The sequence below is a fragment of the Lacibacter sp. genome (assembly GCF_035299325.1).
Taxonomy (GTDB): domain Bacteria; phylum Bacteroidota; class Bacteroidia; order Chitinophagales; family Chitinophagaceae; genus Lacibacter.
The window spans coordinates 96,154-110,574 of sequence record NZ_DATGWT010000037.1; the positions used below are offsets into that span (position 1 = coordinate 96,154).

General features: G+C 41.0%; 14 protein-coding genes. 13 read left to right on the forward strand and 1 reads right to left on the reverse strand.

Annotation, left to right across the window (positions count from 1 at the left end; genetic code table 11):
* Nucleotides 1–35: 35 nt before the first annotated feature.
* The 13 genes from VK159_RS19915 to VK159_RS19975 all read left to right on the forward strand — a co-directional run bounded on the left by VK159_RS19915 (nt 36) and on the right by VK159_RS19975 (nt 10,658).
* Nucleotides 36–578 (forward strand): NADH-quinone oxidoreductase subunit NuoB, encoded by a 543-nt coding sequence (locus VK159_RS19915; protein ID WP_324231929.1) that lies wholly within the window; start codon nt 36–38, stop codon nt 576–578.
* Complete coding sequence (locus tag VK159_RS19920; protein ID WP_324231930.1) at nt 575–1,033, forward strand: NADH-quinone oxidoreductase subunit C; 459 nt, start codon at nt 575–577, stop codon at nt 1,031–1,033. Before VK159_RS19915 ends, VK159_RS19920 begins: the two co-directional genes overlap by 4 nt.
* Before the next feature lie 3 nt (nt 1,034–1,036).
* The gene (locus VK159_RS19925; protein WP_324231931.1) at nt 1,037–2,152 is read left to right on the forward strand and encodes an NADH-quinone oxidoreductase subunit D; all 1,116 of its coding nucleotides are present in this window, start codon (nt 1,037–1,039) and stop codon (nt 2,150–2,152) included.
* Between the two features lie 71 nt (nt 2,153–2,223).
* On the forward strand, nt 2,224–3,300 hold the full coding sequence (gene nuoH, locus VK159_RS19930) for an NADH-quinone oxidoreductase subunit NuoH (RefSeq protein WP_324231932.1): 1,077 nt from the start codon (nt 2,224–2,226) through the stop codon (nt 3,298–3,300).
* Between the two features lie 9 nt (nt 3,301–3,309).
* Nucleotides 3,310–3,789 carry a 4Fe-4S binding protein gene (locus VK159_RS19935; RefSeq protein WP_324231933.1) on the forward strand — a complete coding sequence of 160 codons (480 nt, stop codon included), beginning with the start codon at nt 3,310–3,312 and terminating at the stop codon, nt 3,787–3,789.
* Between the two features lie 28 nt (nt 3,790–3,817).
* Nucleotides 3,818–4,333: an NADH-quinone oxidoreductase subunit J gene (locus tag VK159_RS19940; protein WP_324231934.1), complete on the forward strand. Its 516-nt coding sequence runs from the start codon at nt 3,818–3,820 to the stop codon at nt 4,331–4,333.
* A complete protein-coding gene (gene nuoK, locus VK159_RS19945) occupies nt 4,330–4,644 on the forward strand; it encodes an NADH-quinone oxidoreductase subunit NuoK (protein WP_324231935.1) in 315 nt (104 codons plus the stop codon). Before VK159_RS19940 ends, nuoK begins: the two co-directional genes overlap by 4 nt.
* 3 nt (nt 4,645–4,647) lie before the next feature.
* Complete coding sequence (gene nuoL / locus VK159_RS19950) at nt 4,648–6,579, forward strand: NADH-quinone oxidoreductase subunit L (protein WP_324231936.1); 1,932 nt, start codon at nt 4,648–4,650, stop codon at nt 6,577–6,579.
* Between the two features lies 1 nt (nt 6,580).
* On the forward strand, nt 6,581–8,071 hold the full coding sequence (locus VK159_RS19955; protein WP_324231937.1) for an NADH-quinone oxidoreductase subunit M: 1,491 nt from the start codon (nt 6,581–6,583) through the stop codon (nt 8,069–8,071).
* Between the two features lie 9 nt (nt 8,072–8,080).
* Complete coding sequence (locus VK159_RS19960; RefSeq protein WP_324231938.1) at nt 8,081–9,484, forward strand: NADH-quinone oxidoreductase subunit N; 1,404 nt, start codon at nt 8,081–8,083, stop codon at nt 9,482–9,484.
* Between the two features lie 22 nt (nt 9,485–9,506).
* On the forward strand, nt 9,507–9,914 hold the full coding sequence (locus tag VK159_RS19965; protein WP_324231939.1) for a hypothetical protein: 408 nt from the start codon (nt 9,507–9,509) through the stop codon (nt 9,912–9,914).
* Nucleotides 9,905–10,357, forward strand: coding sequence for a DUF1569 domain-containing protein (locus VK159_RS19970; protein ID WP_324231940.1), 453 nt, complete (start codon nt 9,905–9,907; stop codon nt 10,355–10,357). The genes VK159_RS19965 and VK159_RS19970 overlap by 10 nt, the downstream gene beginning before the upstream one ends.
* Nucleotides 10,358–10,412: 55 nt before the next feature.
* Nucleotides 10,413–10,658: a hypothetical protein gene (locus VK159_RS19975; RefSeq protein ID WP_324231941.1), complete on the forward strand. Its 246-nt coding sequence runs from the start codon at nt 10,413–10,415 to the stop codon at nt 10,656–10,658.
* 78 nt (nt 10,659–10,736) lie between these two features.
* Here the strand turns inward: VK159_RS19975 and nifJ are convergent, their stop codons facing one another.
* Complete coding sequence (gene nifJ / locus VK159_RS19980) at nt 10,737–14,294, reverse strand: pyruvate:ferredoxin (flavodoxin) oxidoreductase (RefSeq protein WP_324231942.1); 3,558 nt, start codon at nt 14,292–14,294, stop codon at nt 10,737–10,739.
* Nucleotides 14,295–14,421: the final 127 nt, after the last annotated feature.

Consider the following 14,421-nt stretch of genomic DNA (forward strand, 5'->3'; position numbering starts at 1 on the left):
AATAATCATAAACTACACCCAACCAAAAGTACCAGATGACAGAACAACAACATACCGCAACAGATTTTCCCGGACAGATCCACGAAACACCGGGCGGTGGTATTGTCCTCAGCAAATTGGATGATGTAATTAACTGGGCACGCTCCAATTCATTATGGCCACTTACGTTTGCCACCAGTTGTTGTGGTATTGAAATGATGAGTACCGCAGGTGCCAAATATGATTTTTCCCGTTTTGGTTTTGAAGTAGCACGTGCCACACCACGCCAGGCCGATGTTATTATTATTGCAGGTACCATTGTAAATAAAATGGCACCGGTGCTGAAACGTTTGTATGATCAAATGGCCGATCCAAAATATGTGATTGCAATGGGTGCCTGTGCCATCAGCGGAGGCCCTTTCTTTTATAATACATACTCCGTTGTAAAAGGTGCAGACCATGTAATACCGGTTGATGTATATGTGGCCGGTTGTCCGCCACGCCCCGAAGCATTATTACATGCATTGATCTCATTGCAGGAAAAGATCAAAAGTGGTTTAACAAGAGAACAAATAAAGGAAGGAAAAGAAAGTATATGACGAACGAAGAATTAAAGACAAGTATTCCAACGCTGTTAGCTTCTGCAGTAATTGAAGATGGCAGCGATTTCCTGACGATCAACGTTGATGCAACTGATTGGTTAGCCTTCGCACAACAATTGCGGAACGATCCATCAATGCAATTCAATTTTCTTTTTTGTTTGACTTGTGTTGATTGGAAAACGCACCTCACAATGGTGTATCATCTGCGTTCCACCATTCATCGTCATGAAATAGTAGTTAAAGCAAAACTCGACAGAACAAATCCTGAAATAGAAACCGTGAGCCATATCTGGCGCACTGCAGAATTTCACGAACGTGAAGTTTATGAAATGTTTGGTGTAAAATTCCTGAATCATCCAGATCTGCGTTTGCTGATCTTACCCGATGGATGGGAAGGAAAGAAACCCATGCTGAAAGATTTTGAAGATCCGATTAACATGATCAGACTCTAATTTATGTTTGAAGAAGTAGGTACAACAACAGAAGGCGATTTAATCATTAACGTAGGACCACAGCATCCTGCTACACATGGCGTGTTGCATTTGGTAATTACGTTAAACGGCGAGACCATTAAGAATGTAGAACCGCATCTTGGTTATATTCATCGCTCGATTGAAAAAATGTGCGAAAGCCTCACCTACCGCCAATTCATTTATGTAACCAGTCGCATGGATTATCTTTCTGCACACATCAATAATCATGCATGTGCCATGTGTGTGGAGAAGGGAATGCAAATAGAAGTTCCTGCAAGAGCACAAGTGATCCGTGTGTTGATGGATGAGCTTACCCGTATTGCTTCACATGAATTATGGTGGGGAGCAATGGCGATGGATCTTGGTGCCTTCACTCCTTTCTTTCATGCGTTTCGTGAACGTGAAAGCATCAATGATATTATGGAAGAAACATGTGGTGCACGATTGACCATGAACTACATGGTGCCCGGTGGTGTGATGCACGATCTTCATCCCAACTTTCAAAAACGGGTGAAGGATTTTATCCAGCAATACAAAAGTAAAATTCACGAATACGATGAAATGGTAACCGGCAACATCATTTTCCAGAACAGGATGAAAGGTGTTGGTATTATTTCTCCGGAAGATGTGCTCTCCTACGGTTGTACTGGACCGGTAGCAAGAGGCAGCGGCGTAAGCAGCGATGTGCGCAAATTATATCCTTATGAAATTTACGACAAGCTGGAATTTGATGAAGTGTTGGAAACAGGTTGCGATTCGTTTGCACGTTACATGGTTCGCATTCGTGAAATGCAACAATCGATCCGCATTATTGAACAATTAATTGATAATATTCCGGAAGGTGATTTTCAGGCAAAAACAAAAGCTGTGTTGAAATTACCCAAAGGTGAATTCTATACAAAAGCAGAAACAGCACGTGGCGAGTTGGGTGTGTACATTGTGAGCGAAGGCGGAACAACTCCTTACCGTATTAAATTCCGTTCACCCGGATTCTCCAATTTATCAGCATTGAATCATTTGGTGAAAGGTGGAAAGATCGGCGATTTGATTGCCGCAATGGGAACATTGGATCTGGTGATACCGGATATTGACAGATAGTTTAATGGCAGATTAGCAATTGCAGATTTTAGATTTAAATCCGCAATCTGTAATCATAAATCGAAAATTGAATGTGGAGCTTAAGTAACATAGCAACAAGCATTGATCAATGGCTCAATGAAACCTTTAACCCAACATTGGCACTTATACTTGAAATGCTGATAGCAGGTGTGGCAGTGATTGGCTTATTTGCAATGCTGGGATTAATATTGGTGATCATGGAACGCAAAGTATCGGCATGGATACAAATCCGTTTAGGACCGAACCGTGTGGGTCCGAAGGGAATGTTTCAATCATTAGCAGATACCTTAAAGTTATTGGTGAAAGAAGGAATGACACCCGGTGGCGCTGATAAATTATTATTTAATGTGGCACCGTTTGTGGCCATGATTGTTGCAATGTTGTTGATGGCGCCCATCGCCTTTGCCAAAGATTTTCAACTATGGGATCTCAACATTGGTGTATTGTATATTACCGCAGTATCATCTATCTCAGTCATCAGCATTTTAATGGCAGGCTGGGCCAGCAACAATAAATATTCGTTGCTTGGTGCAATGCGCAGCGGTGCACAGATTGTGAGTTATGAATTATCTGCCGGTCTTGCTATCCTTGCAATTGTTGTTTTAACAGGAAGCTTGCGTATAAGCGATATCATTAATGCACAAGCCGATGGCTGGTGGATTTTTAAAGGACATATTCCTGCTATTATCTCCTTCATCATTTTCATTATTGCTGTAACAGCAGAAACGAACCGTGCACCATTTGACATGGCGGAAGCAGAAAGTGAATTAACAGCAGGTTTTCATACAGAATATTCAGGAATGAAATTCGCACTCTTTTTCCTGGCTGAATATGTGAATGTGTTTATTGTTTGTGCAATTGGTGCTACCTTATTTTTAGGCGGATGGATGCCGTTTCACATTGGTAACTGGGAAGCATTCAATCATGTGATGGATTATATTCCATCAAGCATCTGGTTCTTTGGAAAAACATTCTTTTTAATATTTCTGATCATGTGGTTCCGCTGGACATTCCCACGGTTACGTATTGATCAGTTATTGAATCTTGAGTGGAAATATTTATTGCCGATCAGCATGTTTAATTTATTACTGGTAACGGTGATCGCCATATTGGGTTGGCATTTTTAATATAGCATTATGTTTTTAAAACAATACATAAAAGACGTCTGGGGTGCAATGAAATCATTAGCAACAGGTATGAAACGTACCGGCTATTATTTCACCCACCACAAAGAGATCATCACCGAACAATATCCTGACAACAGGGATACATTGGTATTGCCCGAACGCTTCAAAGGCGAAGTGGTAATGATACATGATGAGAACAATGAACATGCGTGCACGGGTTGTACTGCTTGTGAATTGGCTTGTCCCAACGCCACCATCAAGATCATTACCAAGTTTGATGTGGATGCAGAAACAGGCAAGAAGAAAAAGGCGATTGACACATTCGTCTATCATCTTGAATTATGCACCATGTGTAATTTATGTGTAGAGGCTTGTCCAACAGGTGCAATTAAGATGGCGCAAACATTTGAACACAGTGTGTTCGACAGAAGTAAACTTACAAAGACATTGAACCAACCCGGATCGAAGATCAGGGCGGGTGTTGAATAATTGAATATTGGTTTTATAACGAACTGAAATGACTGCATCACAAATTATATTTTATCTCATCTCAGCTTTTATTCTGAGCATGGGTGTGCTATCAGTAACCACGAGAAAAATTTTCCGTTCGGCTATCTGGCTGCTGTTCTCTTTAGTTGGTATAGCCGGTCTCTATTTCTGGATGGATGTGCAGTTTATTGCTGCAGTACAAATTGTAGTGTATGTAGGGGGTATTGTTGTACTCATTATCTTTTCCATTTTTCTAACGCAGCAATCGGGCAAGGAAATGCCTAAAGCACCATTGGTAAGAACTATCGCCGGTGCATTGGCCGTATTGTTTGGCTTTGCGTTTACTTATTTGTTAATTGATCAATATGGCTTTGTCACCATTGACCAGCCCTTTGATAATGATGTTGCACGCATTGGTAAAGCAATGTTGAATACAGAACAAGGTGGCTACTCCTTACCATTTGAAGTAGTGAGTATGTTATTACTGGCAGCCATGGTTGGTTGTATTGTTATTGCATTAAAAACAAAACCTGAAGAAAAATGAGCGAAGTTCCTGTTTCACATATTTTATTCGTCAGCACGGCCCTGTTCTTCATTGGCATGTATGGTTTGTTTACAAGAAGAAACCTGATCACCATGCTCATGGCCATTGAACTAATGCTGAACAGTGTTAATATCAACTTTGTAGCATTCAACAAATATTTGTATCCCGATAAATTAGACGGCATCTTCTTTACCATTTTTATTATTACGATTGCTGCTGCCGAAGCAGCCGTAGCGATTGCCATCATCATCAATCTCTACCGCAGTCATAATTCAATTGATGTGGAAGACGCCACTGAACTGAAATACTAAGACATGAATTACGCTTCATACATCGCATTGATTCCTTTATTACCACTTGCAGCATTTGTGTTGCTCGGTATGTTTGGCAGGAAATACATGAATCAGTCAGCAGGCATTATCGGAACAGGTTTGCTGTTGATCTCAACTGTGCTTTCTATTTACACTGCCTATCAGTATTTTTTTGTTGATGGTAAAGTGGGCGACACCTATCAAACCATCACTGCATTTAAATTTACCTGGTTATCATTTTCTGAAAATGTTTCCATCGATATGGGCATCATTCTCGACCCAATTTCGGTGATGATGTTGGTAGTGGTAACATTTGTTTCACTGATGGTACACGTCTTCAGCCTTGGATATATGAAAGGCGAAGAACGCTTTGCAACCTATTATGCATTCCTTGGCCTGTTTACTTTTTCAATGTTGGGATTGGTGGTGTCATCTAATCTCTTCCAGATATACATGTTCTGGGAATTAGTTGGTGCATCTTCTTATTTGCTCATTGGCTATTATTTCCAGAAACCATCAGCAGTGGCAGCATCAAAAAAAGCGTTCATTGTTACACGCTTTGCTGATCTTGGTTTTCTCATCGGCATATTGGTATTGGCATTTTATGGTGAAAGCTTGGATTTTAATACCATTCTGCAAAATTTAACGGCACAGCAATCATCACAGTTTGTTGCCATCACTTCTGCATCATTCATTGGTGTATCAGCCTTAACGTGGGGATTAACTCTGGTGTTTATGGGTGGTGCCGGTAAGAGTGCGATGTTTCCATTACATATCTGGTTACCCGATGCAATGGAAGGTCCTACTCCTGTTTCTGCATTGATCCATGCCGCAACAATGGTGGTGGCTGGTGTTTATTTAGTTGCAAGATTATTCCCTTTGTTCGCAGTAAATGAAGAAGCACTGTCCATTGTTACAATTGTTGGTTTAGTATCTGCATTGTTTGCTGCGGTGATCGCTTGTACACAAACAGATATTAAACGTGTGCTCGCCTACTCTACCATGAGCCAGATCGGCTACATGATGTTTGCATTAGGTGTAAGTGGTACCGGTGGTGAAAATGGATTAGGATACACAGCTTCCATGTTTCATTTATTTACACATGCATTCTTTAAATCATTATTGTTCCTCGGTGCAGGTGCTGTTATTCATTTAGTTCACAGCAACGACATGAAAGATATGGGCGGCTTGCGCAAATACATGCCCATTACACATATCAGCTTTTTAATTGCATGTCTTGCTATTGCAGGTGTTCCTCCATTTGCAGGCTTCTTCAGCAAAGAAGAAATTCTGTTGGCGGCATATAATTCAAGTATGATTGTGTATGTGGTTGCATTGCTAACATCAGGACTAACTGCTTTCTATATGTTCCGTTTGTATTTTTCTATATTCTGGAATAAACAAACAGAAGTTCACAACAACCACGGTGAAGGAACTTTCTCCATGAAACTTCCGCTGATCCTTTTAGCAGTTTGTACACTTGCTGCCGGCTTTATTCCGTTTGGCGTATTTGTTTCCGCAGATGGCAAAGCACTCGAATCACATTTTCATTTAAGTTTCTCTATTGCACCCGTGGCGCTTGGCCTTGCTGGTATTTTAATTGCCATGCTGATGTACAAAAATGAAAACAACAAACCACAGCAGGTTGCAACTGCACTCGGCGGATTGTACAAAGCAGCTTATAAGAAATTTTATATAGATGAATTGTACCTCTTCATTACAAAAAAGGTCATCTTCAATTTTATTGGCCGGCCAGCCGCATGGATCGATCGTAATATTGTTGATGGGTTGATGAATGGTATTGCAACAAGCACAGGAAAAATATCCAGCCTTATCAAAAATCTGCAATCAGGTAAAATACAGAACTACACCTTGTATTTCTTTGGTGGACTTGCTGCATTCTTAATCATATTTATTTACTTCTGGAAACCATAATATGAACCTCACGTTACTACTCATATTGCCACTTGTGTTTTCGCTGCTGTTGTTAGTAGTGAAGGGACAAAAACAGGTACGCCTCGTTGCTTTAGTTGCAGCCGTTGTACAATTAGGTGCTGGTTTATTCCTGTTGATTCAGTTCCTTGCAGAACGGGCAACGAACAATGCAGCGTTTTTGTTTGAACAGAATCATACATGGTACAAAGCACTCAACATTGGTTATCATGTTGGCGTAGATGGTATTTCAGTAGCGATGATACTCTTAACAGCTTTCGTGGTATTGGCAGGTGTGTTGGTTTCATGGAAGCAGGAAACAATGCACAAAGAATTTTTCTTCTTACTGCTCTTCTTAAGTTTAGGCGCATACGGATTCTTTATTTCACTCGATCTCTTTACAATGTTCTTCTTCCTGGAGGTTGCAGTGATCCCGAAATTCTTGTTGATCGGTATTTGGGGAAGCGGCAAGAAAGAATACAGTGCCCTGAAACTGGCGTTGATGTTGATGGCCGGTTCTGCATTAGTGTTTGTGGGACTCTCCGGTTTATATTTTAATACCAGCATCAACGGCGTTCATTCGTTTGATCTCTTAGAGATTTCAAAACAGAATATTTCACCCGCATTGCAGAATTTATTCTTCCCCTTTGCATTTATTGGCTTTGGTATTTTCACTGCACTGTTTCCATTTCATACATGGGTGCCCGATGGTCACTCAAGTGCACCAACAGCAGCATCAATGTTTTTGGCGGGCATTTCCATGAAGCTTGGTGGTTATGGTTGCTTACGTGTAGCAACGTATTTAATGCCTGATGCCGCTGAGTATTATTCAACCATCATTATCATCTTATCCTGCATTGCAATTTTATACGGTGCCTTTGCGACGATGATGCAGACCGATCTCAAATACATCAATGCATACTCTTCCGTAAACCATTGTGGTTTTGTATTGCTGGGTATTGGCATGTTAACCAAAACATCCATCAATGGTGCGGTATTGCAAATGGTGAGTCATGGTTTGATGACGGCCCTTTTCTTCGCTGTCATCGGCATGATCTATGATCGAACACATACAAGACAGGTTGCACAACTTGGCGGCTTATTAAAAGTGATGCCATTTATTTCATCTGTATTTGTAATTGCAGGTTTGTGCTCACTTGGCTTACCCGGCCTTAGTGGTTTCGTTGCAGAGATGACCGTGTTCATGGGTAGCTGGCAACGTGCAGGTGCATTCTATCACACAGCTACGATTGTTGCCTGTGCTTCCATTGTAGTAACAGCGGTTTATATTTTAAGAGCAGTTGGTTCATCGATCATGGGACCAATAAAAAATAATGAACATCTGCAATTAAGTGATGCCGGCTGGAATGAAAAAACAGCAGCCGTTGTTCTATTGGTTGGAATATTAATGATGGGTATTGTGCCTTTCTGGTTAACAGATCTTATTAACCCTGGGACACAAGTAATTATACAAAAGTTAGGATCGATAAAGTAAAACGAAGCAATGAGTAACTTTTTTCTTTTGATGCAACAGGAATTGCTGTTAACAGCAATCATCTTTATTCTACTATTCATGAAGCTGAGTACAGTGGAATGGAAGACAAAGAATGTGTTGCTGGTAGTGAATGTTTTATTAGCGATCAACCTTGCTGCCGGATTTTTCTTTCAAGGAAAAGGAATTTTGTTTGGCGATATGTTTCAGCAAAATGATCTGCTTCGACTCGAAAAAAATATTCTCAACCTCGGCACTTTACTTATCTCCTTGCAATCGTACAACTGGTTATTAAAACACAAACATGCAACAGAATTTTATTTGCTGATGCTCTCTACCTTGCTGGGCATGTTCTTTATGCTGAGCAGCAGTAATCTTTTGATGTTCTATGTAGGGTTGGAACTGGCAAGTATTCCACTGGCAGCATTGGCCAATTTCGACCTGGAGAAAAGACGTTCATCTGAAGCAGCCATGAAATACATTATGTCGTCTGCATTTGCATCCGGCTTGTTATTATTTGGTATTTCTATGATGTATGGTGTTACCGGCACGGTGAGTTTTGCAGAATTACAAACAGCAGCGTCTGATCAACCTTTATTCTTATTTTCTTTTATCCTCATCCTGGCTGGCTTTGGATTTAAAATATCAGCAGTTCCCTTTCATTTATGGACAGCCGATGTGTATGAAGGTTCACCCATTGCAGTTACATCCTATTTATCCGTGATCTCCAAAGGCAGTATGATCTTTGCCATGACAACAGTGTTGTTCACTGTCTTCGGTCAATTAATTTTTCACTGGTATAATATCATTGCTGTGCTGGCTGTTCTATCAATGATCGTCGGTAATCTCTTCGCCATCCGTCAGCAAAATGTAAAACGATTCCTCGCCTTCTCTTCTATTTCGCAGGTTGGTTTTATTTTGATTGGTGTAACCGGCGCAAGTGCCATCGGACACAGTTCGGTCATTTATTTTGTACTTATTTATATCTTCTCCAACCTTGCTGCGTTTGGCGTGTTAAGCTTGGTAAGTTCGGAAAAAGGAAAAGAAACGATTGATGATTTCAAAGGATTTTATAAAACCAATCCATTGTTGACATGGGTATTGGCGATCGCTTTGTTTTCGCTGGCAGGTATTCCACCAACAGCCGGTTTCTTTGGTAAATTCTTTTTGATACTGGCAGGTGCAGGAAAAAATAATTATCCGCTTATTACCATTGCAGCGTTGAACATGGTGGTATCGCTCTATTATTATCTGCGTATCATCAAAGCCATGTTTATGGATGCCAATGAAACGCCGATTGAAAAAGTAGAGATGACCTGGGCACCAAAACTTTCAATGGCAATTTGTGTGGCCGGTATTGTGATCACCGGCATTGCAAGCGGTGCTTATGAATACATTTATTCATTGGTAAAATAAATTCGTGTTTAACTTTTCGTGTATGGCTATTAATAAAAATCATGAATTCGAAGACCTGGACGGTGTAAAATGTGCTGTCGTGCAAAAGAATGCATCAAAAGAACGTGTTGCGTTTTTAAAAGACTTGCTTGAATTCAATCGCTATAAAGTAATTGTTGTTCCATCGCCTCCGCCAAAAGCAGCTCCTGCTCCAAAACCTGTAGAAGGTGAAGCTCCGGTAGAAGCAGCGCCTGCCCCACCGACACCTGAAACATTTACGGTTGGTGTTACTGATGTTACATTCAATGCAACGAACGCCGTCTTCGGTCGTTTATTGAAAACAAAAGATAACCGTGTTGTAACGCTGGCTTACTGGCAACAGGAAGAAACAACAAGCAGCGACAATATCCCTTACTTTTCTGTAGACGAAAACAGTCATCAATGGAAGTAAAGAATTTGTTTGATCAGCAGGCTTATGAAGAGATCATCATTCGTCTGCAAAACCTAACGGCAACCAGTGAACGTCAATGGGGCAAGATGACAGCTGCACAAATGCTGGCCCATTGCAAAGAGGCCTATAAAGTTCCGCTCACAAGTAAAAAATTAAAGCGACTGCCCATCAGTTATATCGGCTGGATCTTTCGTCCTGTGTTGTATAATTCAAGACCTTACCGGAAAAGTTTACCAACTGCCCCCAACTTTATTATTAAAGACGATCGTGATTTTGAAAAAGAAAAAGCAGAAATGCTTTCCATCGTAAAAGCATTTCATGAAAGAGGAGCAAATGGCATTGGCGATAAAATGCATCCTACGTTTGGTCCCATGAAAGCAGAGCAATGGGGCAAGAGTATGTGGAAACATCTCGATCATCATCTACGCCAGTTTGGAGTGTAATCCTTTTGCATTATTTTGCAGCACATTCTTTTTTCAATCAAACCAACCACATACCATGGCGCAGAAGCAACTTTCGGAAATGACCGACGAAGAGTTAAAGAAAAACATGCGGATGATGACGATCGCAGTTACAGTAATTATTGTCTCCATCATCATCATGTTTATCTCTGCTGTTTTTTCTTACATGAAAAAGGGCTTCAGCGTTACGGCTATCTTACCATTTGCCTTTATGCCTATTGCAATCATTAACTTCATGAATCTGAAAAAGATTAAAGCAGAGTTGGATTCGAGAAAGAAATAAATCAAGCATTGAATACCCAAAACAACAAAGGGAGCTTCTCACGAAACTCCCTTTTCTTTATTCATATGGGTCAATACACTATAATCCTTTTAATGTTTCCAAACGTTCCCATCTGCTCACTTTTGCATCCTGTGCCTGTTCCATAAAACGTGCAGCGAGTTCAGGATCTTTTGCTTTAATGATATTGAAACGGTTTTCATGATACATAAACTCAGCCAGGTCGAGTGAAGGATCTTTTGAATCAACCACAAAGCGTTGTCCTTTTGGTTTCATCGGATTGTAATGGAACAAAGGCCAGTAACCACTTTTCACAGCAAAATCCTGTTCTTCTGCACCATGGGCCATATCAATACCGTGTGCAATACAATGACTGTAAGCAATGATCAAAGACGGACCTGGATATGCTTCTGCTTCAAGAATTGTTCTGATGGTATGCATATCATTTCCACCCATCGCAATCTGTGCAACATACGCTGTACCATGTGCAATGGCCTGCATCGCCAGGTCTTTCTTACCTGTTGTCTTTCCATTCACACTAAACTTCGCACTGGAACCTAACGGAGTTGATTTTGATTTTTGTCCACCGGTATTGCTGTACACTTCAGTATCCAATACCATGATGTTTACATTTTCACCTGTGCTCAATACATGATCCAATCCACCATAACCAATATCATATGCCCAACCATCACCGCCAATGATCCAGATCGATTTCTCTGCAAGAAAATCTGCAAGATGGTACAGGTTCAACGCAGCCATGGAGCGTTCATGCTTCAAACGGTTTTTCAGTTCAAGTACCAATTCATGTTTTTCATGAATGCCTGCTTCTGTTGTTTCATCTGTATTGATGATCTTATCAACCAGCTCTTCACCAATCATCGGACGTAACTCATCCATTAATTGCAACGCCATTTCTTTCTTCTTTTCACTCGCCATGCGGATACCCAAACCAAACTCCGCATTATCTTCAAACAAGCTGTTAGCCCATGCCGGTCCAACACCTGCTTTATTCGTTGTCCATGGTGTGGTGGGAAGATTACCACCAAAGATGGAAGAACATCCTGTTGCATTGGCAACGATCATACGCTCACCAAACAATTGAGTCAACAACTTCAAGTATGGTGTTTCACCACAACCGGCGCATGCACCGCTAAACTCAAATAATGGTTGAAAAAACTGCGAACCTTTCACGGTATTTTTATTCACCCTTGTACGATCTACTTCAGGAATGCTCAGGAAGAAATCCCAATTCTCTTTTTCTTTTTCCTGGATAGGCGTTTTATCCATCATGTTGATGGCTTTATGACCGGGATCGGTTTTGCTGGTAATGGGACAAAACTCCACACACAATGTACAACCGGTGCAATCTTCTGTTGACACCTGCAATGTGTATGCTTCAGTTTCTTTGTTCCACTCTTTACCAATCGGATCTACATGTTGAAAACCTGCAGGTGCATTTTCTAATAATGATTTGTCGTACACTTTCGGACGAATGGCTGCATGCGGACAAATGATAAAACATTTACCACACTGTGTACACAACGATGTATCCCAAACAGGCACTGCATCTGCAATATTGCGTTTCTCCCATTTGGTTGTACCACTTGGGAATGTACCATCAATCGGGAACGCACTCACAGGCAATTCATCACCTTCGCCTGCAATAATTTTACCCAACACTTCTTTTACAAAGTCAGGTGCAGAATCAGGCACGGCATCACCAATCGGTCTGTTACCTATTAAATATTTTGAATAATCAACTTCATATAAATTCGCCAGCGTTTGATCTACTGCTTCATAGTTCTTCTGCACCACTGCTTCACCTTTCTTCCAATACGTATCGTAAATCGCTTCTTTAATTTTTGCAATCGCTTCTTCTCTCGGCAATACATTGCTGATGGCGAAGAAACAGGTTTGCAGAATGGTATTGATACGGTTACCCATACCGGCTTCTTTCGCTACGGTGTAAGCATTGATACCATAGAATTTTAATTTCTTATGAACGATCTCTTCCTGGATTTTCTTCGGCAACATACCCCACAGCTCCTCTTTATCATACGGTGCGTTTAAAAGGAACACTGCTCCTTCTTCTGCATCTTTCAAAATATCATACTTCGTGAGATAGTTGAAGTGATGACAAGCAACAAAATTTGCAGATTGCACTAAGTAAGTTGAGTGAATCGGATTTTCACCAAAACGTAAATGCGATACCGTTAACGATCCTGATTTTTTTGAATCGTACACAAAGTATCCCTGCACATGATCGTTGGTTTTATCACCAATAATTTTAATAGAGTTTTTATTGGCACTCACTGTACCATCAGCACCCAATCCAAAAAACAAACCACGGAACTTATGTTGTGTTTCCAGGTTAAATGTTTTATCGTATTCTAAGCTTGTATGCGTAACATCATCATCAATACCAATGGTAAAGTGATTTTTTGGTTTGTCTTTTTTCAATTCACGGAACACTGCTTTCACCATCGCCGGTGTAAACTCTTTGCTCGATAAACCATAACGTCCGCCAATCACATGTGCATGATGATTTTCCTGTGCTTCATTCAATGCATTCACCACGTTCATGTAAAGTGCTTCACCAATTCCGTTTGGCTCTTTGCTTCTGTCGAGTACAGCAATGCTTACCACACTTTTTGGAATCGTATTGATAAATGCCTGCACATCCAACGGACGGAACAAACGCACAACGATCATACCGACATGCGATCCACGCTCATTTAAATAATCAACGGTTTCTTTTACTGCACCTGCACCGGAACCCATGATCACAATTACACGATCAGGATGTGCATGTCCGTAATATTCATACAAACTGTATTTACGTCCGGTCAGTTTTGCAAATTCATCCATGGTTGATTGTACAATGGAAGGAACATTTGCATGATAGGTATTGGCCGCTTCCCTGTTCTGGAAAAACACATCAGGGTTTTGTGCCGTACCACGAATCGAAGGATTGTTCGGATTCAAAGCACGGTTACGATGTGCATGAATGGCTTCCATATCCATCATTTGTTCAATGATTTCATCAGGGATTACTTCAACCTCATTGAGTTCATGCGAAGTACGGAAGCCATCAAAAATATTCAGAAAAGGAACTCTTGCTTTTAATGTAGCTGATTGAGCGATCAATGCCATATCCATTACTTCCTGCGGATTGTTACCAAACAACATGGCAAAACCTGTTGAACGTACCGCCATCACATCACTATGATCACCAAAAATAGAAAGCGCATGCGTAGCCAAGCTACGTGCGGCAATATGAAATACAGTAGGCGTTAATTCACCTGCAATTTTGTACATGTTGGGAATCATCAGCAACAAACCCTGCGATGCTGTAAATGTAGAAGCCAATGCACCGCCTTGTAAGGCACCGTGGATAGCACCTGCCGCACCCGCTTCACTTTGCATTTCCATAATACGGGGAACGGTACCAAAAATATTTTTCATGCCCTTGGCACTCCATTCATCGGCCCACTCGCCCATTGTTGACGAAGGTGTAATAGGATAAATGGCGCATACTTCATTGCATTTATAGGCAATATAAGCGGCGGCCTCATTGCCATCCATTACTTCATACAATGCTTTGTCTTGTGCTACGGGGTTGGTTGTTGCTTCCATGTTCAGTTGATTTGAAGCAACGAAATTACCCGACCCTGCATGGGTGGTGAATGACGCTTATCAGTAAAAAAACTAATTGCGGTGAGGAAAACAGGGAAAGCATGGGTGTTGGTCAGCAGTTGTGTTC

Excerpts from the sequence above, each read along its gene's own strand:
- nuoK (WP_324231935.1), top strand. The coding sequence starts at position 4,330 with ATGAGCGAAGTTCCTGTTTCACATATTTTATTCGTCAGCACGGCCCTG.
- VK159_RS19970 (WP_324231940.1), top strand. The coding sequence starts at position 9,905 with ATGGAAGTAAAGAATTTGTTTGATCAGCAGGCTTATGAAGAGATCATC.
- nifJ (WP_324231942.1), bottom strand. The coding sequence starts at position 14,294 with ATGGAAGCAACAACCAACCCCGTAGCACAAGACAAAGCATTGTATGAA.
- VK159_RS19975 (WP_324231941.1), top strand. The coding sequence starts at position 10,413 with ATGGCGCAGAAGCAACTTTCGGAAATGACCGACGAAGAGTTAAAGAAA.
- nuoL (WP_324231936.1), top strand. The coding sequence starts at position 4,648 with ATGAATTACGCTTCATACATCGCATTGATTCCTTTATTACCACTTGCA.
- nuoH (WP_324231932.1), top strand. The coding sequence starts at position 2,224 with ATGTGGAGCTTAAGTAACATAGCAACAAGCATTGATCAATGGCTCAAT.
- VK159_RS19955 (WP_324231937.1), top strand. The coding sequence starts at position 6,581 with ATGAACCTCACGTTACTACTCATATTGCCACTTGTGTTTTCGCTGCTG.
- VK159_RS19920 (WP_324231930.1), top strand. The coding sequence starts at position 575 with ATGACGAACGAAGAATTAAAGACAAGTATTCCAACGCTGTTAGCTTCT.
- VK159_RS19940 (WP_324231934.1), top strand. The coding sequence starts at position 3,818 with ATGACTGCATCACAAATTATATTTTATCTCATCTCAGCTTTTATTCTG.
- VK159_RS19960 (WP_324231938.1), top strand. The coding sequence starts at position 8,081 with ATGAGTAACTTTTTTCTTTTGATGCAACAGGAATTGCTGTTAACAGCA.
- VK159_RS19965 (WP_324231939.1), top strand. The coding sequence starts at position 9,507 with ATGGCTATTAATAAAAATCATGAATTCGAAGACCTGGACGGTGTAAAA.
- VK159_RS19935 (WP_324231933.1), top strand. The coding sequence starts at position 3,310 with ATGTTTTTAAAACAATACATAAAAGACGTCTGGGGTGCAATGAAATCA.
- VK159_RS19915 (WP_324231929.1), top strand. The coding sequence starts at position 36 with ATGACAGAACAACAACATACCGCAACAGATTTTCCCGGACAGATCCAC.
- VK159_RS19925 (WP_324231931.1), top strand. The coding sequence starts at position 1,037 with ATGTTTGAAGAAGTAGGTACAACAACAGAAGGCGATTTAATCATTAAC.